Origin of the sequence: Polynucleobacter sp. es-GGE-1 (assembly GCF_018882005.1) — a bacterium.
GTDB lineage: Bacteria > Pseudomonadota > Gammaproteobacteria > Burkholderiales > Burkholderiaceae > Polynucleobacter.
The window spans coordinates 1-17,811 of record NZ_JACVPE010000004.1 but is presented as its reverse complement, the minus strand read 5'-3'; the positions used below and the strand labels follow the sequence as shown (position 1 = coordinate 17,811).

Annotated in this window: 18 protein-coding genes; 12 read left to right on the top strand and 6 right to left on the bottom strand. The window is 44.9% G+C overall.

Annotated features, from left to right (window positions below; genetic code table 11):
* Nucleotides 1–40 precede the first annotated feature (40 nt).
* From ppsA to ICN35_RS03285, 4 genes are all read left to right on the top strand, one after another.
* Nucleotides 41–2,437, top strand: a complete 2,397-nt coding sequence (gene ppsA / locus ICN35_RS03300) for a phosphoenolpyruvate synthase (protein WP_255534287.1) — start codon at nt 41–43, stop codon at nt 2,435–2,437.
* Between the two features lie 130 nt (nt 2,438–2,567).
* Nucleotides 2,568–3,761, top strand: a complete 1,194-nt coding sequence (locus ICN35_RS03295) for a CaiB/BaiF CoA-transferase family protein (RefSeq protein WP_216124279.1) — start codon at nt 2,568–2,570, stop codon at nt 3,759–3,761.
* Nucleotides 3,762–3,797: 36 nt separating this feature from the next.
* Nucleotides 3,798–4,727 carry a hydroxymethylglutaryl-CoA lyase gene (locus ICN35_RS03290; RefSeq protein WP_216124276.1) on the top strand — a complete coding sequence of 310 codons (930 nt, stop codon included), beginning with the start codon at nt 3,798–3,800 and terminating at the stop codon, nt 4,725–4,727.
* A gap of 16 nt (nt 4,728–4,743) precedes the next feature.
* On the top strand, nt 4,744–5,142 hold the full coding sequence (locus tag ICN35_RS03285; RefSeq protein ID WP_216124275.1) for a VOC family protein: 399 nt from the start codon (nt 4,744–4,746) through the stop codon (nt 5,140–5,142).
* Nucleotides 5,143–5,152: 10 nt separating this feature from the next.
* On the opposite strand, the gene ICN35_RS03280 is transcribed toward ICN35_RS03285, so the two are convergent.
* The 5 genes from ICN35_RS03280 to smpB all read right to left on the bottom strand — a co-directional run bounded on the left by ICN35_RS03280 (nt 5,153) and on the right by smpB (nt 9,902).
* Nucleotides 5,153–6,040, bottom strand: coding sequence for a peptidase (locus ICN35_RS03280; RefSeq protein WP_216124270.1), 888 nt, complete (start codon nt 6,038–6,040; stop codon nt 5,153–5,155).
* Between the two features lie 56 nt (nt 6,041–6,096).
* Complete coding sequence (locus tag ICN35_RS03275; protein ID WP_216124268.1) at nt 6,097–6,894, bottom strand: transglutaminase family protein; 798 nt, start codon at nt 6,892–6,894, stop codon at nt 6,097–6,099.
* Nucleotides 6,895–6,911: 17 nt separating this feature from the next.
* A complete protein-coding gene (locus ICN35_RS03270) occupies nt 6,912–7,889 on the bottom strand; it encodes an alpha-E domain-containing protein (protein ID WP_216124267.1) in 978 nt (325 codons plus the stop codon).
* Nucleotides 7,890–7,904: 15 nt separating this feature from the next.
* On the bottom strand, nt 7,905–9,317 hold the full coding sequence (locus tag ICN35_RS03265) for a circularly permuted type 2 ATP-grasp protein (RefSeq protein WP_216124266.1): 1,413 nt from the start codon (nt 9,315–9,317) through the stop codon (nt 7,905–7,907).
* Nucleotides 9,318–9,449: 132 nt separating this feature from the next.
* Entirely contained in the window at nt 9,450–9,902 is a 453-nt protein-coding gene (gene smpB, locus ICN35_RS03260) for an SsrA-binding protein SmpB (protein ID WP_071465370.1), read from the bottom strand.
* A 25-nt stretch (nt 9,903–9,927) separates the two neighbouring features.
* On the opposite strand from smpB, the gene ICN35_RS03255 reads away from it, so the two are divergent.
* The 6 genes from ICN35_RS03255 to ICN35_RS03230 all read left to right on the top strand — a co-directional run bounded on the left by ICN35_RS03255 (nt 9,928) and on the right by ICN35_RS03230 (nt 14,944).
* Nucleotides 9,928–10,359 (top strand): type II toxin-antitoxin system RatA family toxin, encoded by a 432-nt coding sequence (locus tag ICN35_RS03255; protein ID WP_216124265.1) that lies wholly within the window; start codon nt 9,928–9,930, stop codon nt 10,357–10,359.
* A complete protein-coding gene (locus ICN35_RS03250; protein ID WP_216124264.1) occupies nt 10,352–10,702 on the top strand; it encodes an RnfH family protein in 351 nt (116 codons plus the stop codon). Before ICN35_RS03255 ends, ICN35_RS03250 begins: the two co-directional genes overlap by 8 nt.
* Before the next feature lie 26 nt (nt 10,703–10,728).
* On the top strand, nt 10,729–12,192 hold the full coding sequence (gene guaB, locus ICN35_RS03245) for an IMP dehydrogenase (protein ID WP_215296549.1): 1,464 nt from the start codon (nt 10,729–10,731) through the stop codon (nt 12,190–12,192).
* Between the two features lie 49 nt (nt 12,193–12,241).
* Complete coding sequence (guaA, locus tag ICN35_RS03240) at nt 12,242–13,849, top strand: glutamine-hydrolyzing GMP synthase (protein WP_216124263.1); 1,608 nt, start codon at nt 12,242–12,244, stop codon at nt 13,847–13,849.
* A 97-nt stretch (nt 13,850–13,946) separates the two neighbouring features.
* A complete protein-coding gene (locus tag ICN35_RS03235; protein ID WP_216124262.1) occupies nt 13,947–14,612 on the top strand; it encodes an AzlC family ABC transporter permease in 666 nt (221 codons plus the stop codon).
* Nucleotides 14,609–14,944, top strand: coding sequence for an AzlD domain-containing protein (locus ICN35_RS03230; RefSeq protein WP_215296552.1), 336 nt, complete (start codon nt 14,609–14,611; stop codon nt 14,942–14,944). Before ICN35_RS03235 ends, ICN35_RS03230 begins: the two co-directional genes overlap by 4 nt.
* Here the strand turns inward: ICN35_RS03230 and ICN35_RS03225 are convergent.
* On the bottom strand, nt 14,941–15,558 hold the full coding sequence (locus tag ICN35_RS03225) for a response regulator transcription factor (protein WP_216124261.1): 618 nt from the start codon (nt 15,556–15,558) through the stop codon (nt 14,941–14,943). The genes ICN35_RS03230 and ICN35_RS03225 overlap by 4 nt on opposite strands.
* A gap of 186 nt (nt 15,559–15,744) precedes the next feature.
* On the opposite strand from ICN35_RS03225, the gene ICN35_RS03220 reads away from it, so the two are divergent.
* Together ICN35_RS03220 and ICN35_RS03215 are read left to right on the top strand one after the other, a co-directional pair.
* Nucleotides 15,745–17,193 carry a sensor histidine kinase gene (locus ICN35_RS03220; protein WP_216124260.1) on the top strand — a complete coding sequence of 483 codons (1,449 nt, stop codon included), beginning with the start codon at nt 15,745–15,747 and terminating at the stop codon, nt 17,191–17,193.
* Nucleotides 17,194–17,261: 68 nt separating this feature from the next.
* Entirely contained in the window at nt 17,262–17,576 is a 315-nt protein-coding gene (locus tag ICN35_RS03215; RefSeq protein ID WP_216124259.1) for a RodZ family helix-turn-helix domain-containing protein, read from the top strand.
* Nucleotides 17,577–17,811: the final 235 nt, after the last annotated feature.

Genomic DNA, 17,811 nt, shown 5'->3' with positions numbered 1-17,811 from the left:
CGACAGCTAGACCGCTTTCCTTATCTTTAGAGAGTATTTTATGTCCAACCAACAGCAGCAAAATAGCAGTATGGCAGATGCCTATGTCTTACCTTTTGAGCAACTTCGCATGACAGATGTTGAGTCAGTCGGCGGTAAGAATGCCTCCTTAGGCGAAATGATCTCACAACTGGCCTCAACTGGAGTGCGTGTTCCAACAGGTTTTGCCACTACCGCATTAGCATTCCGCGATTTTCTAAAACATAACAACCTCACCGAGCGTATTCAAAAGCGCTTAGAGAATCTCAATATTGATGATGTCCGCGCCTTAGCAGAAGCTGGCGCTGAAATCCGCAACTGGATTGAGACTGCGCCATTTCAGCCTAAGCTGGAAGAAGAGATTCGTAAAGCATTCGCAGTTCTCGATGACTCTGGCAAAGGTTCGTTTGCAGTGCGCTCTTCTGCTACTGCCGAAGACTTACCGGATGCCTCTTTTGCAGGTCAGCAAGAGACTTTCTTGAACGTCGAGGGTATTGATGATGTTCTCAAAAAAATCCGCGAAGTATTTGCCTCCCTATACAACGATCGTGCCATTTCTTACCGTGTACACAAAGGCTTTGCCCATGCGGAAGTAGCCTTGTCTGCTGGTATTCAGCGGATGGTGCGCTCTGACCTAGGCGCTGCTGGTGTGATGTTTACCTTAGATACTGAGTCTGGTTTTGAGGATGTCGTCTTTATTACCTCTAGCTATGGTTTAGGTGAGACTGTGGTGCAGGGTGCAGTGAATCCTGATGAGTTCTATGTATTTAAGACAACTTTGGCGCAGAACAAAAAAGCGATCATTCGTCGCTCTTTAGGTTCAAAGTTAATTCAGATGCAATTTGCACCCAAGGGTTCTGCTGAGAAAGTGCAAACCGTGGATGTCACTCCAGAGAAGCGTAATCGTTTTTCTTTGGAAGATGCTGACATTACTGAGTTGGCGAAGTACGCCGTCATTATTGAAAAACACTACGGTCGTCCAATGGATATCGAGTGGGGCAAAGATGGACAAGATGGCCGTATCTATATTTTGCAAGCTCGCCCTGAGACCGTGAAGAGTCAAGCAGCTGGCCAGGTAGAGATGCGCTACAAGCTTAAAGGCAGCTCAAAGGTATTAGCAAAAGGCCGCGCCATTGGTCAGAAGATTGGTGCGGGTCCAGTACGTATTATTCGTGACCCTAGCGAGATGGATCGGGTTCAGCCAGGCGATGTATTGGTTGCTGATATGACAGACCCTAACTGGGAGCCAGTCATGAAGCGTGCTGCTGCGATTGTGACCAATCGTGGTGGTCGCACCTGTCACGCTGCGATTATTGCGCGTGAGTTGGGTGTCCCTGCAGTAGTCGGTTGTGGTGATGCGACCGAGCAATTACAAGACGGCATGATGGTTACCGTCTCTTGCGCTGAGGGTGATGAAGGTCATATCTATGATGGCTTGATCGAAACCGAAGTCTCTGAAATATCTCGTGGTGTATTACCAGAGATTCCGGTGAAGATCACTATGAACATTGGTAATCCTCAGTTGGCATTTGATTTCTGCCAAATTCCTAATGCAGGCGTTGGTCTTGCGCGTCTCGAGTTCATCATCAATAACTATATTGGCGTGCATCCCCGTGCAGTTCTTGAGTATCCTAATATCGATCCGGATCTCAAGCGTGCTGTAGAAAGTGTTGCTCGTGGTTATGCAAGTCCACGTCAGTTCTATGAGGATAAATTGGTTGAAGGTGTGGCAACCATTGCAGCCGCTTTCTATCCGAAACCCGTTATTGTGCGCTTATCTGATTTCAAGTCCAATGAGTACAAAAAGTTGATTGGCGGTTCACGCTATGAGCCTGATGAAGAAAATCCAATGCTCGGCTTCCGCGGCGCATCACGTTATGTCTCTGAAGACTTTGGCGAAGCATTTGCTCTAGAGTGCGCAGCAATGAAGCGCGTTCGTGAAGAGATGGGTCTTGATAACGTCGAGATCATGGTGCCATTTGTGCGTACCATTAATCAGGCTAAACGCGTGATCGATATGATGGAGAAGTTTGGTCTCAAAAGGGGAGTCAATGGTTTGCGCCTGATTATGATGTGTGAGATTCCATCCAATGCGATTCTGGCAGATCAATTCCTTGAATATTTTGATGGCTTCTCAATTGGTTCAAACGATATGACTCAGTTAACACTTGGGCTGGATCGTGACTCCGGTATGGAGCTGCTCGCGATTGACTTCGATGAGCGTGATCCAGCGGTGGAATTTATGATCGCCCGTTCAATCGATGCTTGTCGCAAGCAAAATAAATATGTTGGTATTTGCGGTCAAGGACCTTCAGACCATCCAGACTTTGCCCGTTGGCTGGTAGAAAAAGGTATCACCTCCATCTCACTGAACCCAGATAGCGTAGTAGAGACCTGGGAAATGTTGGGTAAGAAATAGGGGTAAATTTAGGCCCAAAACTACAATAAGGCGCAATTGAGTTGCGCCTTATTGTTTTGGTGAGTCTGAGAAGTTGATTGCATAATTAGGGTGCCTTGAGCTTATTTTTGGAGTTATAGAGGGTTGTCTTATGGAGCCGTTATCGGGTTTAAAAGTGATTGAGATGGGTCAGCTGATTGCTGGGCCATTTGCTGCTAAAACATTGGCTGACTTCGGCGCTGATGTAGTCAAGATTGAGCCACCCAAACTTGGGGATGCTTTGCGTAAGTGGCGTTTGTTAAAAGATGGCACCTCAATTTGGTGGCAAGTCCAATCTCGTAATAAGCGTTCTCTTTCCTTGGATTTAAAGCAGACAGAAGCGCAAGAGATTGTGAGAGCTCTGGTCAAAGAGTCCGATGTTCTCATCGAAAATTTTCGTCCTGGCACTTTAGAGGGCTGGGGTCTTGATCCGCAAGATTTGCTCAAAATTAATCCGCGCTTAATTGTTCTACGTATTAGTGGTTATGGCCAGACTGGTCCATATCGGGATAAGCCTGGCTTTGGTGTCGTTGCAGAAGCCATGGGTGGCTTACGTCATTTAACTGCTGAACCAGGTAGAGTCCCAGTGCGTGTTGGCATTAGCATTGGCGATACCTTGGCCTCTTTGCATGGTGTTATCGGAATTCTGTTAGCACTGCAAGAGCGCCATCAAAGTGGTGAAGGCCAAGTGATTGATATTGCTCTTTACGAGGCCGTCTTTAATTGTATGGAAAGCTTGCTGCCTGAATATAGTGCGTTTGGAGAGGTTAGGCAGGCTGCTGGTAGCGCATTGCCTGGGATTGCGCCCACTAACGCTTATCTTTGTGCGGACGGTGGTTATGTATTGGTTGCAGGCAATGGCGATAGTATCTTTAAAAGACTCATGAAGTTGATTGGTCGGGATGATTTAGGTAATGATCCGCAATTAGAAAATAATGAAGGTCGAGTTAAGCGGGTTGTAGAGCTTGACCAGGCGATTGGTGAATGGGCCAAAACCTTAACGACTGATAAAGCATTAGAAGCCCTAGATGCTGTAGCAGTGCCTGCCGGCAGAATTTATACCGTCGCCGATATTGCACAAGATCCACACTATAAAGCCCGTGGAAATATTGAAACTATTCAGATGCATGATGGTACTAAGGTTGACGTTCCAGGAGTCATTCCAAAGCTTTCTCGTACGCCAGGCTCTATCAGAACACTGGCACCAGACATCGGTCAAAATACCGATGAGATATTACGGGGTATTGGATTAAGTGATACACAAATTGCTTCACTGAAAGAGCGTGGCGTCGCCTTCACTAAATAAATGCAAAACAAGCACAGAGAATCAATACAGATAACGATGACTAGAATTTACTTTAATGACGTAGTGACACGCGATGGCTTTCAGATAGAGCCCAACTTCATTCCGACTGATGACAAAGTTCGCTTAATCGATGAGCTTAGTCAATGTGGCTTTGCCAAAATCGAAGTGACTTCGTTTACTTCTCCTAAAGCGATTCCAATGCTCAGAGATGCCGAAGAGGTGATGGGTAGAATTAAGAGAGTTCCTAGTGTTGAGTACACAGTGCTCGTGCCCAATCTTCGAGGTGCTGAGCGCGCCTTTGAATCGCAGGCTGACGAATTTAACCTAGTGATGTCTACCTCTGAGACCCACAACCTAGCCAATTTGCGTATGACACGCGAAAAGAGTTTTGCTGGCTTAGCTGAGGTGATCAAATATGTCGATGGTAGAACGCCGATCAATGTTTCTTTATCCACATCCTTTGGTTGCCCTATGGAGGGTGATGTGCCGCAGAAGGTTGTTGAAGGGTTTGCGCAGCGCTTTGCTGATCTTGGCGTCCGTGGCCTCACGATTTGCGATACCACTGGTATGGCCAACCCTGCTCAAGTGATCAGTATGTCGGAGTCGATGCAAAAGTTATTCCCAGAGATGCAGGTCACGATGCATTTTCATAATACGAGAGGTATGGGCTTAGCCAATGTGCTGGCAGCAGTGCAATCAGGTATTACCAGATTTGATGGCTCGCTTGGTGGTCTTGGGGGTTGCCCATATGCACCTGGGGCTAGCGGCAATATATCAAGTGAAGATGCGATTCATATGCTAGATGCGATGGGTTATGACACCGGCATGAATATTCCAAGCTTGTTAGCGATTGCTCGGGAGTTGCCTGCTATTGTTGGCCACACTGTTCCTGGTCAGGTTGCTAAAGCAGGGCGTACTTGTGATTTGCATCAAGCGCCAGAGTATGTCAAAGAGCTGCGTCAGTAATAGATGTGGAGGGAAGATGATTGATCATTTTGACCATTTAGTTCTGACCACAGCAAATGAAACTGCTTGCATTGACTTCTATACGCGCGTGATGGGGATGACACTCGAATCTTTCATCGGCGGCACTCCGCCAGTTGAGCGTAAGGCTTTTAAATTCGGCAATCAAAAAATTAATTTGCACATCAAAGGCAAAGAGTTCGAGCCTAAAGCCAATATTCCAACTCCAGGAGCATTAGACCTTTGTTTTATTGCTGAGCGATCCTTAGGCGAGGTCATTGCAAAGCTTGAAAAAGAAGCTTGGCCCATTGTTGAAGGTCCTGTGATGCGTACGGGGGCCATTTCAAAAATCCATTCCATATATGTACGCGATCCCGATCTCAATCTCATTGAGATCAGTGAAATCTACTCAGGCTAAAGCTAAAGGATTACGACTTCTTCGTAGGCTTTCCTTTAGCGCTTGAAGTTTTCTTGGAGTTGCTCGTTGGTTTAGCTGAGGATTTCGCTAGTTTTGCTTTTGGTGGTTGATGATTGATAGGTACTGCACCCATTTTCTTGGCGGGCGCTGAGATAGCGCTCGATTTATGGGCACCGCTCCAACTGGGTTCTGATATCGAGTTGAAGGCAGCGCGTAATTTTTCGCCCCAGAGCTGATGAATCATTTGGAAGTAGGGGTTTGATTCATCCATCGTTACCAGTTTGCTGGCTTTGAGAGAGTTCTTCTCGTATACCAAAAGATCTAGAGGTAAACCAACAGAAATATTACTATTCAGAGTTGAGTCCATTGAAATTAAGGCGCACTTTGTTGCTAAATTAAGCGGAGTAGAAAAATTCAGGACTCTATCGAGAATGGGTTTACCGTATTTGGATTCGCCAATCTGGAAGTAGAAAGTTTCTGGGGTAGCTTCAATAAAATTACCAGCAGAATAAATATTAAAGAGCCGCGGCCTCTCTCCTTTGACTTGACCGCCAAAAATGAGGTTGCAGTTGAAGTCAATGCCTGCTTTTTCAAGGGCTACATGATCACGTTCATACACCTGTTTGATGGCATCGCCAATCACTGCTGCTGCATCATGCGTATTTTCAGCAGTCCAAAGATTTTTGCCATTCAGCAGTTGACCTTGCAGGAGTATTTCTTTGACGGCTTGGGTAATTGCAAGATTGCCAGCACTCATTAAGGCAAAGAAACGATCATTGTCCTTTTGGAACAAAGTCATTTTCCTGAATGTACCAATTTGATCTACCCCAGCATTGGTGCGGGTGTCGGATAAAAAGACTAGACCATCTTTGAGGCAAAGCCCAACGCAATATGTCATATACCCATATCCTCTTAATAATTATCTAGGATTATCTCTTAAATATCGATCAGGATTTAGGGTAGCTGCTGAATCGAGATGTTTGCGCTGAGCTCCTCGCCACCCCCGCCGGTACGAACACCTTTGACTGGTGCTGCGGAGTAATAGTCGCGACCAATCGCTAGGCGTATATGGCGCGCATCAATTAGGCAGGCATGGGTAATATCTATGCTGATCCAAATCCCTTTTTCAATATCGCTGCAAAAATCGATCCAAGCATGGCTAGCCAAGTTGGGAGATTCTTCGGCAAAGAAGTAGCCACTAACGTATCTCGCAGGAATCTGTGCAGCCCTGCATAGGCTCAGCATGACATGAGCATGATCTTGGCATACACCAGATTTTAGGGCAAAGGATTGGGCAGCAGTAGTGGCAAAGGTCGTTTGACCTGGAACATACCCAATTGCTTGTTGAACCGCAGTAGCCAGTTTTAAAACCTCATCCACCGAATTTTTCTTAGGTAGACTTGATGCAAAGTAGCCCAGCATTTCATCTGTGGGTTCGGTGAGATTGGTTTGCTGCAGCAGATAATAAGGGGAGACCGCTTTTGCATCATCCTTAAACTCAAAGGCATCTTGGGTATGAACTTCACCCTCCGCTTCAATCATCATGGACGTATAAGGCGATTCCTGCACAAATACACTATAGAAGTTACCAAAGGTATCGATAGAGCTTGATGCCTTAATGGGCGTACTGATTTTCCACTTATCGATTTGCTGGCCTGCAGTTGTCGGGGGTGTCAGACGCAGCTCTTGAATGGAATAGCGCACTGGTGTTTCATAGCGATACTCAGTGCGATGACGAATTTTCAGATGCATATATTCTTTACGAAGTCTTAGGCAGCAGCCAATGGGATGAGATAAGCGTTGCTAAACTCATCGGCAATATGGTTGATGCGCTCAAGGAAGACTTCAATAAACTCTTCAAGACCTTGTTCAAAGACTTCATCAATGTCTGAGTAATCTAAGCTTGCTTTGAGTTTACCCAGTAAGCGTTCAATTTCTTTGGATTGTTGATTCTTCACTTCAGAAACTAAAGGAATTAATTCATTAACACAGCAAACTAATGAACGTGGCATTTGTTTATTAAAAATCAAGAGTTGAGCAACTTGCTTTGGAGTAACTTGATCAGAATAGATCTGACGGTAGATCTCAAATGCAGAGACTGAGCGCAGCAGAGCAGCCCAATGATAAAAATCAAAGAATGCACCATCTGAACTATCATCGGGATTCTTTTGAGTGCTCAATACTTTGAGGGTGGCCTGATCCTCATATTTGGTTTCTAGAATACGACCAGTATTATCAGCGCGCTCTAATAGAGTGCCAACGTTAATAAAGTAGAAAGCTTCATTCTTGAGCATCGTGCCGTGCATCACGCCTCTAAAGAGGTGGCAGCGATGTTTTACCCACTCTAATAATCTGCTGGAGTCGGCTTGATGTCTTGCCTCTAAGATGCGTTGGAGCTCAAGCCAGGTAGTATTTTGGGTTTCCCAAACTTCAGAAGTAATTTTGCCGCGAATCACGCGAGCATTTTCACGAGCAGCGTATAAACAAGAAACAATGCTAGAAGAGTTGCTGGTTTCATAAATCATGAAATCCAAAACATTCTCACGATTGACGACATCATATTTACTTAAGAAAGCATCTTCTAGCTTAGAGATGGTGAGCAACTTCTTCCAACTTTGCTCTAGAAATTCTGCTGGCTGTGGCAGTAGAGAAGTTTGGTGATTCACATCCAACATGCGAGCAGTATTTTCTGCGCGCTCTGTATAACGCGCCATCCAATATAAGCAGTCTGCAGTACGACTTAACATTTTTTGCTATCCCTCTTATTCTTCTAAGACCCAGGTATCTTTAGTGCCACCACCTTGGGAGGAGTTCACTACCAAAGAACCTTCTTTGAGGGCGACTCTAGTGAGGCCACCCGGGACCATCTTGATCGTCTTTCCAGAGAGTACAAAAGGGCGTAAATCAATATGTCTGGGAGCAACACCTGATTCCACAAAGGTGGGGCAAGTAGAAAGTGCCAGCGTAGGTTGAGCAATATATTTATCTGGATTGGCAATGAGATGGGTTCTAAATGCTTCAATCTCTGCTTTAGTAGAAGCTGGGCCAACTAGCATGCCATAGCCACCAGCACCATGAGTCAGTTTGACTACTAACTTTTCCAAGTTGGCTAAGGTGTAAGCTAAATCATCTGTCTTACGGCACTGGAAGGTAGGCACGTTATTCAGAATAGGTTTTTCACCGAGATAAAACTCAATCATTTCTGGAACGTATGGATAAATTGATTTGTCATCGGCAACACCGGTACCAATAGCGTTAGCTAAAGTGACATTGCCAGCGCGGTACGCAGACAGTAATCCTGCAACCCCAAGGGTCGAATCTGAGCGGAAGGCTAATGGATCTAAGAAGTCATCATCAACGCGCCGATAGATCACATCTACCCGCTCAGGTCCTTGAGTGGTGCGCATGAAAACTTGCTCATTCTTCACAAACAGGTCCTTGCCTTCGACGAGTTCTACCCCCATTTGTTGGGCGAGATAGCTATGCTCAAAGTAAGCAGAGTTATACATGCCAGGGGTTAGTAGCACGACATTTGGTTTCTTGACATCATCCGGTTTAACAGACTTGAGGCATTCCAATAAGAGGTCGGGGTAGTGCTCTACGGGAGCAATACGATATTTTTGGAATAGGTCCGGGAAAAGACGCATCATCATCTTGCGATCTTCAACCATATAAGAAACGCCAGAAGGCACGCGCAAGTTATCTTCTAAAACGTAGAACTCACCTTCGCCTGCGCGCACGATATCGATACCCGCAATTTGTGCATAGATATCCCGTGGCACACTGACGTTACGCATCTCTAGGCGATATTGCGCATTATTAAAAATTTGCTCAGCGGGAACGATGCCAGCTTTGATGATGTCTTCATCGTGATAGACGTCATAAATAAAGCGATTGAGTGCTTTGACGCGTTGACGTAAACCTGCCTCAAGCTGATGCCATTCTTTGGCAGTGAAAATTCGGGGGATTTGATCAAAGGGAATGGTTCTTTCAGAACCTAGATCATCTCCGTAGACGGCGAATGTAATGCCCACGCGCCTAAAGATCAGGTCAGCTTCAGCACGCTTAAGACCCATAAGCGTGTCGCTCTGTTGCTTTAACCAGTTATGAAAAACTTGGTAGTGAGGGCGTGCTTTGCCTGCGGCATCCAGCATTTCGTCAAAAGGCAATTTCATAGTTACCAAACTAATGCCTTTAAGAGTTATAAGCTTTGGGGTTTGAAGCAGCTTGGTGCTGTATTGCACTATATAAGTGCATAAAAGCGCGGATATTAGCTTTTAGGCTATCCTACCCCAGTTTTTGGGCTTTTAAGCGTTTAAATCGCCTCTCGCGATTCGGCCTTTTTGAACTTCCCACTCTCGTTCCTTGGTAGCAGCACGCTTGTCATGTTGCTTTTTACCCCTAGCCAGACCGATTTCGCACTTCACATTGCCTTTGGAAAAGTGCAGATTGAGTGGTACGAGGGTATAACCCTTTTGCTCAACCTTACCGATCAATTTGCGGATCTCAATGGCATTTAGCAGAAGCTTTCGGGTGCGGGTGCTGTCTGGAACGATATGGGTAGAGGCTGATAGCAGGGGGGTAATGTGGCAACCAATCAGAAAAAGCTCCGCTTTGCGAATGACGACATAGGCTTCTTTGACGTGCACGCGACCAGCTCGGATGGCTTTTACTTCCCAGCCCTCTAGCACTAGCCCTGCCTCAAAGCGCTCCTCGATAAAATAATCAAAGAAGGCTTTTTTGTTATCGACGATACTCATATTTATTTAGCTTCCAAGATCGATTATGGCAGACGTCTACAAGACCGTTTTAATTGGCCAATCAGCCGACCGAATGTATGGTTTGGTGACTGATGTAGCGCGTTACCCAGAGTTTTTACCTTGGTGTGGTGGGGTAGAAATTTTTGAGCAAACCGAAACCGTTTTGGATGCCAAAATCAATATCAATTTCAAGGGCATTAATCAGTACTTTCATACCCGCAATGTGAACCATCGCCCCGAGACCATTGATATGGTTTTTGTGGATGGTCCATTCAAACATTTTTCAGGGCAGTGGAATTTCATTCCTTTGCGAGAAGATGCTTGTAAGGTGGAATTTAAGCTCCATTGGGAATTTAAGAGCATGATTCTGGATAAGATCATTGGACCTGTGTTTGGACACATTGCAGGGACATTTGTGGATTGTTTTGTAAAGCGCGCAGAAGAGCTGTATGGCTAATCGCATGATGGAGATCTGGATTTGTGATGCTAGGCAAGGCAATCCGATACTCAGTCCTTTTCAACTGGTCCTCACCCCTACTGAAACCCCGACAGTGGGCTTGGCACTCCTAAAAGCTGGCGTAGTGGTGGATCAAGCAGACCCGGCTTTGTCTAGAAAGGGCTGTTACGGCGTTTTTGGAAAACGTAAGGAGTGGGATAGCCCAATTTATGCCGGAGATCGCTTAGAGCTCTACTCCCCCTTATTAATTGACCCTAAGGCGGTCCGGCGCAAAAAGGCAAACCAGAACCAGGACGCCAAATTCCAGGCAGCGGCAGCCAAAAGGAAGGCTAGGAGGCTATAATCTGTTTTTGCGATTAGGGGTTTTGCATGCGACTCATTCAAAAAGCACTCACTTTTGACGATGTGCTCCTCGTACCGGCCTATTCTGCGGTGCTCCCTCGAGATGCCAGCTTGGCAAGTAAGTTAACTCGGGATATTTCACTTAATACACCATTAGTGTCCGCTGCGATGGATACCGTCACAGAAGGTCGTTTGGCGATTGCCATGGCCAGTGAAGGTGGTATCGGCATTATTCATAAAAACCTCAAGCCTGCAGAACAGGCGCGTGAAGTGGCAAAAGTGAAGCGCTATGAATCTGGTGTTCTTCGGGATCCCATCACGATTGGTCCTGATGTCACTCTGCGTCAAGTGATTCAGCTTTCACGCGAACATGGTTTTTCTGGATTTCCTGTCTTGACCGGTAAAGAAGTGGTTGGAATCATTACCAACCGCGACTTACGGTTTGAAGAAGATTTGGATGCCCCTGTCAAAACCAAGATGACTCCGCGTGAGCGTTTGGTGACTGTTAAAGAAGGTTGCACGCTGGAAGAAGCCAAGCGCTTGATGAGTCAGCATCGCCTAGAGCGTGTTTTAGTAGTCAATGACCAATTTGAATTACGCGGCTTGATCACAGTGAAAGATATTTTGAAAGCCACCGAGCATCCTAATGCGTGTAAGGATGGCGAGGGTAAGTTGCGGGTTGGTGCAGCCGTAGGGGTAGGTCCTGATAACGACGAGCGTATTGAGCTCTTAGTGCGCGCTGGTGTCGATGTCATTGTGGTGGATACCGCTCATGGCCATAGCCAAGGTGTTTTGGATCGTGTCAAATGGGTTAAGAAAAATTACCCCCATGTACAAGTAATCGGCGGCAATATTGCTACCGGTGAAGCTGCTAAAGCATTGGCCGATCATGGTGCTGATGGCGTGAAAGTTGGTATTGGTCCTGGCTCTATTTGTACGACTCGGATTGTTGCGGGTGTAGGCGTTCCTCAAATTACAGCGATTGTGAATGTGGCTACTGCATTAAAAGGTACGGGCATTCCTTTGATTGCTGACGGCGGCGTCCGTTACTCTGGTGATGTGGCTAAAGCGTTAGCAGCTGGCGCCAGTTCTGTGATGATGGGCGGTATGTTTGCCGGTACTGAAGAAGCTCCTGGCGAAGTGTTTTTGTATCAAGGACGTTCCTACAAGAGTTATCGTGGCATGGGTTCTTTAGGAGCAATGGCCGATGGCTCTGCTGACCGATACTTCCAGAGCGATATTGTTGCCAATGCTGAGAAGCTCGTGCCAGAAGGTATTGAAGGCCAAGTGCCGTATAAGGGGAGTGTGCTTGCAATCTTGCATCAGCTCACTGGCGGTATTCGTTCTTCCATGGGTTACCTTGGGTGCAAGACGATTGCCGAGCTTCATGAAAAAGCCAATTTTGTGGAAATTACATCAGCTGGTGTGCGCGAGTCACACGTACATGATGTGAAGATCACCAAGGAAGCACCAAATTACCACATTGATTAATAACTAAATAAAAGCTGAAATTAAGGCTGAATTAAAGACTGATTCTTTCGTGCACGACAAAATACTGATTCTCGACTTTGGTTCACAAGTAACTCAATTAATTGCTAGGCGTGTGCGTGATGCCCGCGTGTATTCAGAGATTCACCCCTACGATTGCGATCCAGAATTTATTCGCAAATTTATTCAAGAGCAGGGTGGCAAAGGCATCATTCTCTCTGGCGGTCCTAGCTCAGTGACCGAAGATGGTAGTCCGCGTGCTCCACAAATCTTATTTGAATTAGACGTTCCCGTTTTGGGGATTTGCTATGGCATGCAGACCATGGCAACCCAATTGGGAGGTGCAGTGGCTTCAGCTGAGTCATTGGGTAAGGCACGTGAGTTTGGTTACTCAGAAGTGCGCGCTCATGGCCACACTAACTTACTCAAGGGCATTCAGGATTTTTCTACCAGTGAAGGCCATGGCATTCTCAAGGTGTGGATGAGTCATGGTGATTCAGTAACCAACATGCCGCCATCTTTTCAATTGATGGCTTCCACTGAATCTTGCCCGATTGCGGGTATGGCTGATGAAGAGCGCCGCTTCTATGCATTTCAGTTTCACCCAGAAGTGACCCATACCATTCAAGGCACCGCAATCCTTGAGCGCTTCGTGCATGAGATCTGCCAGTGCAAGTCTGATTGGGTCATGGGCGACTATATTGCCGAGGCAGTTGAGAATATTCGCAGGCAAGTGGGTAATGAAGAAGTTATCCTTGGTTTGTCTGGTGGCGTTGACTCGAGTGTTGCTGCCGCTTTAATCCATCGTGCTATTGGCGATCAACTGACTTGCGTGTTTGTTGATCACGGCCTGCTTCGTTTGAACGAAGGTGACATGGTCATGGAAATGTTTGCACGTAACCTGGGCGTTAAAGTTATTCGTGTCGATGCAAAAAATACTTTCATGGGTAAGTTAGCAGGCGTTTCTGATCCCGAAGCGAAGCGAAAAATCATCGGTAAAGAATTCGTTGAAATCTTCCAAACTGAGTCTGGCAAGATCAAGAATGCTCAGTGGTTAGCTCAGGGCACTATTTATCCAGACGTGATTGAGTCTGCCGGTAAAGGTAAGAAGGGCGCGCATACGATTAAGAGTCACCATAACGTTGGTGGCCTGCCTGAAGACATGCATCTCAAATTACTAGAGCCATTGCGTGAGTTATTTAAAGATGAGGTACGCGAGCTGGGCGTTGCTTTAGGTCTGCCGCGTGAGATGGTCTATCGTCACCCTTTCCCAGGACCGGGTTTGGGTGTGCGCATTTTGGGTGAAGTCAAAGCAGAGTTTGCAGACTTGCTGCAACGCGCTGATGCGATCTTCATAGAAGAATTGCGCAGCACGATTGATGAAGCTAGCCAGAAGTCCTGGTATGACCTGACCAGTCAGGCTTTCGCCGTCTTTTTGCCGGTGAAATCAGTTGGTGTCATGGGTGATGGCAGAACTTATGAATATGTTGTGGCACTCAGAGCAGTGCAAACGCAAGACTTTATGACGGCCCATTGGGCTCACTTGCCACATGAGTTACTAGGTAAGGTTTCCAATCGCATCATCAATGAAGTGCGTGGCATCAATCGCGTTGTCTACGATATCAGCGGCAAACCACCGGCAACGATTGAGTGGGAATAGAAACTCACGATTGAGTTACTGTCCAATCCGCTAAATACAGTATTTAACTTCCTTGAAATTTTTCCAACGACCCCCTTTTATTCAGGGTTTAAAAGTGATGCTCGAATCATCTCCGGGGATTATTGCTTGGTCCTTGGTCACGAGCATTAGTTTGCTGGGCGCGGGACTGAGCCCGGTAAATACATTTTGGTTCAACATCCTCGTCTATGCAGGATCTTCGCAATTAGCAGTGATGCCATTGATCGCTGGAGATTATCCCTTTTGGACTGTTTGGCTGACTGCATTGATTGTGATGTCGCGTTTTGTTATTTTTAGCGCAGTCCTTCAACCTCACTTTAAACGTTATTCTTTCTGGCAAAGACTGGGTATCGGGAGCTTAAACACCGATATGAGTTTCGCAAAATTTGTAGAAAAGTTTCCTGCGCCAGATAACCCTCAAGGGAGCCAAGTTGAGCTGCTCTACTTCATGGGAATGGTTCTAGCGCATTGGGTTTTTTGGCAGATAGGTGCATTAATTGCCATTTTTTTTGGGTCTTATATTCCGATCTCTTGGGGTCTTGGCTTTGCTGGACCTCTAGCATTGTTAGCCTTGATTATTCCTGCCATTAAACATAAAACTGCTGTTATCTCAGCATTAGCTGCTGCTGGCACTTGTATCTTAACTATCAATCTGCCGTATCGCTTAACGATTGTTTGCTCAGTGATTGCTGGTGTGATGGCTGCGGTATTGGTAGACAAACAATCTCAAAAGAGGAATGCATGAATACAGTGGACTTATGGATTGCTTTTTTTGGCTTGATGCTAGTGAGCATACTGAGTAGGGGCTCTATTCTTTTAGTGGGCTCAAAATTTCCCATTCCCAGAAGTATTCATGAGTTTTTGCGCTATGCACCTACTGCGGCTCTCATTGCCATTGTTTTGCCAGACGTACTATTTGCAAAAGATCCAGCAACCCAACTATTTGAACTAAACCTGTATTCACCCCAACTATTTGGTGCCATCGGCGGAGTGATTGGATTTTTAGTAACCAACAGTATCTTGGCAACCATATTATTGGGAATGACTTTTTTTACTCTTGCCAGATTTTTTATCTAAGCATTAACTAAATCTGCCTCAAGATACATTCTCACTAGGGCTTGTATAGAGTCCGCATGCATTTTCTCCATCACTCTTGCCTTGTGCACTTTGATCGTGGCATCAACCGTGCCTAGCTCAACAGCAATTTCTTTGTTTAATAAGCCTCTAACCAATAAAGAGCAAACCTCTTTTTCCCTTGGCGTTAGAGTGAGAAAACATTGTTTGATATCTAACTCTTTGGATAATTGAACCAGTTGTTGCTTATCTAGCTCAAGCGCCTTGCTCAAGGCAATTAATAGATCTTCGAGATTGAATGGTTTAAATAAAAAATCTATGGCACCATTTTTAAGACTAGAAACAATTTGATGGGGATGACTTTGTCCGCTAATAAAAATAATAGGTGTTATGCGACCCAGCGCTAACAACTGCTGCTGCAGTTCAACTCCAGACATATCAGGCATTTGCATATCCAAAAGAATCACTGCTGGAGAGATTGGGAGAGATTCTTTTAAAAAATTGATGCCAGATTGGTAATGATCTACGGTATAGCCTACCTCGCTCAACATTCTGGAGAGTGAAATGCGCATTGAGTCATCGTCATCGATTATGAAAATATGGCCTGATTTAGTCATAAAGAGAGGGTTTATATTTAGCTAATTAGGTCAATTTAAATCAAAGTACAGCCTGAGGATATTAGCCCTATAGCTAATCAGATCTCATCTTCTATGCCTTTGTTACAACAGCCCTTCATTGCAAGGATCCTCAAGCGGGGTCCCTTTTTAAGCGACATTTCAGTCTGCTATCTGTAATATTCAGTGATGGAAGTCGCTAATCAAATCTTTTTTATTGTTTTTTCGCTCATTGGCCTGGGATTATTTTTAAGCGCCTTGTATCAATATCGTGCCAATGAAAAAGGTGATTTCAGTATCTATTGGCCAATGAGTGTCGGCCTTTTTTCACTCTCTTCCTTTTGTTTTGGAATTGCCTTGTGGTTTCATCAGTTTTTTCTCACAATTGCAAATAGCTCATTTATTGTTTCAGTTCTCCTCCTGATATTTTTATATCGTTCATGGAATAAACGGCCTTTTACTAAGTTTCAAGCTTTGCTTGTATCAATTATTTCGATCTTTATTTTCTTTTTCTATGATTACTTGCGGGTAATTCCAGATACCTTTAAGCATCGCGTTGCCTTAATTACTACTACTCAAGAGCTATTTTTAATCTGGCAAATATGGGAGTTGAGGGAGTATTACAAAAAAGACCGAACAGTGGTTGTAAAGTGGCTTATTTTTTTATCAGTATTAACCTTATTCGGAGAAATTGTCAGAACGCTTTGGGTGTTAATTGGTAGTACTCAAACTAATTTCTTTTTATATGCCCAAGATGCAGTAGCTTTAACGCTTTTATGGATTGGCTATGGCAGTACGATATTGGTATATATGGCTCTAGGCAGTTTTTATTTAGAAAAACAAATCACAAAAGAAAATCAAATTGCTAATACGCTTGAGAAAACAAGAGAAGAAAACGAGAAAATCACCGAGCTCTTAAAAGAAAAAGAGCGTTTGATTTATGGGCTGATGAAAGCCAATAAAACGGCCGCTACTGGTGCTTTATCGGCATCAATTGCTCATGAACTCAATCAACCTCTTGGAGCATCTAATCTGAATATCCAGTTTCTCAAAATGAAATTGGAAAAAGGAGTCCTCAATCCGGAGTTGGGTAAAGAAATTTTAGATTCCTTGGAAGAGGATAACAAGCGAGCCGCTACGATTGTCAAATCTTTAAGGTCAATATTTACTGAGGGTGATTTGAATGCTCAGGATATTCAATTAGGCGATTCCATTTCTAAGGTGCTAGATATTGTGAAGCCAGAGCTAAAGTCAAAGAATATCCAAATTCAGTTAAAGGTAGATGATGACTTAGCAGTGAAGGTTAACCCAGCTGAAATTGAGCAAGTGTTATTGAATCTTGTGAACAATGCCACTCAGGCTTTGGCTAATTCAGGAACACTCCAGCGTCGTATTGCTATAGAGGCCATGAGATCTGGCCATTCCGTCAAATTAAGCATTTCTGATAATGGCGGGGGCGTACCTACTGAATTTAAACCTCAACTATTTGAGCTGTTAAGTACCACCAAGCAGACTGGAATGGGTCTAGGCCTATGGCTTTGCAAGCACATTGTCACTAGATATCGAGGTTCTATTCATTATGAGGACGCCTTTGGTAGCGGCGCACGATTCATTGTGGAGCTACCTCTCTCTCATTAGCCTCAGGGCTAATTGACTAGGGCTACAGCGAGGGCGAACATAAGAGCCTACATTTGTATGGGTTTTTTATGAACTTAGCAGAAATTCAATCCTTTAAGCAGATTGGCAGGCATCTTCGTAGTGCGCGGGAGTTGCGGGGCCTGACATTGTCTGCAGCAGCCAGCACTTGCGGATTAAAAATTTTTGAGATCGTTCGTATAGAAAATGGAGAACTGTTGGGGTACCAGCAAGTGCCAGAGAATACCTTATCCAACGCCCAAATTTATGCTAAAGCCTTAGATATTGAATTGAGTGATTACAAGGAGCAACCTTGTGTTGAGCAAGCAAAAGTAAACGCCAATGTTTATGAAGGCGATATTCCCGTCTTTTTAAGAAAAAAATAATAATTCGGCATACCCTATCCTTACGGGTTTAACCACTTTGAGTGAAAACTTAAGGTGGTTTTTTATTTGAGCCACATTATTAATAACGAAAATTGATATGGCTTATGACCTGTCTGGTTTTATCGGACCAATTTCATCTAGAAACTCTGGCTCCCGTTATTAATTCTTTTTGCCATCCAGCGACAAACTCTGTTGGGGTTTGATAATCCAAACTTGAGTGTGGTCTGACTAAATT

Bases quoted from the DNA above. Each gene is read 5' to 3' on its own strand.
- ppsA (WP_255534287.1), top strand. From the start codon at position 41: ATGTCCAACCAACAGCAGCAAAATAGCAGTATGGCAGATGCCTATGTC.
- ICN35_RS03295 (WP_216124279.1), top strand. From the start codon at position 2,568: ATGGAGCCGTTATCGGGTTTAAAAGTGATTGAGATGGGTCAGCTGATT.
- ICN35_RS03290 (WP_216124276.1), top strand. From the start codon at position 3,798: ATGACTAGAATTTACTTTAATGACGTAGTGACACGCGATGGCTTTCAG.
- ICN35_RS03285 (WP_216124275.1), top strand. From the start codon at position 4,744: ATGATTGATCATTTTGACCATTTAGTTCTGACCACAGCAAATGAAACT.
- ICN35_RS03280 (WP_216124270.1), bottom strand. From the start codon at position 6,040: ATGACATATTGCGTTGGGCTTTGCCTCAAAGATGGTCTAGTCTTTTTA.
- ICN35_RS03275 (WP_216124268.1), bottom strand. From the start codon at position 6,894: ATGCATCTGAAAATTCGTCATCGCACTGAGTATCGCTATGAAACACCA.
- ICN35_RS03270 (WP_216124267.1), bottom strand. From the start codon at position 7,889: ATGTTAAGTCGTACTGCAGACTGCTTATATTGGATGGCGCGTTATACA.
- ICN35_RS03265 (WP_216124266.1), bottom strand. From the start codon at position 9,317: ATGAAATTGCCTTTTGACGAAATGCTGGATGCCGCAGGCAAAGCACGC.
- smpB (WP_071465370.1), bottom strand. From the start codon at position 9,902: ATGAGTATCGTCGATAACAAAAAAGCCTTCTTTGATTATTTTATCGAG.
- ICN35_RS03255 (WP_216124265.1), top strand. From the start codon at position 9,928: ATGGCAGACGTCTACAAGACCGTTTTAATTGGCCAATCAGCCGACCGA.
- ICN35_RS03250 (WP_216124264.1), top strand. From the start codon at position 10,352: ATGGCTAATCGCATGATGGAGATCTGGATTTGTGATGCTAGGCAAGGC.
- guaB (WP_215296549.1), top strand. From the start codon at position 10,729: ATGCGACTCATTCAAAAAGCACTCACTTTTGACGATGTGCTCCTCGTA.
- ICN35_RS03235 (WP_216124262.1), top strand. From the start codon at position 13,947: ATGCTCGAATCATCTCCGGGGATTATTGCTTGGTCCTTGGTCACGAGC.
- ICN35_RS03230 (WP_215296552.1), top strand. From the start codon at position 14,609: ATGAATACAGTGGACTTATGGATTGCTTTTTTTGGCTTGATGCTAGTG.
- ICN35_RS03225 (WP_216124261.1), bottom strand. From the start codon at position 15,558: ATGACTAAATCAGGCCATATTTTCATAATCGATGACGATGACTCAATG.
- ICN35_RS03220 (WP_216124260.1), top strand. From the start codon at position 15,745: ATGGAAGTCGCTAATCAAATCTTTTTTATTGTTTTTTCGCTCATTGGC.
- ICN35_RS03215 (WP_216124259.1), top strand. From the start codon at position 17,262: ATGAACTTAGCAGAAATTCAATCCTTTAAGCAGATTGGCAGGCATCTT.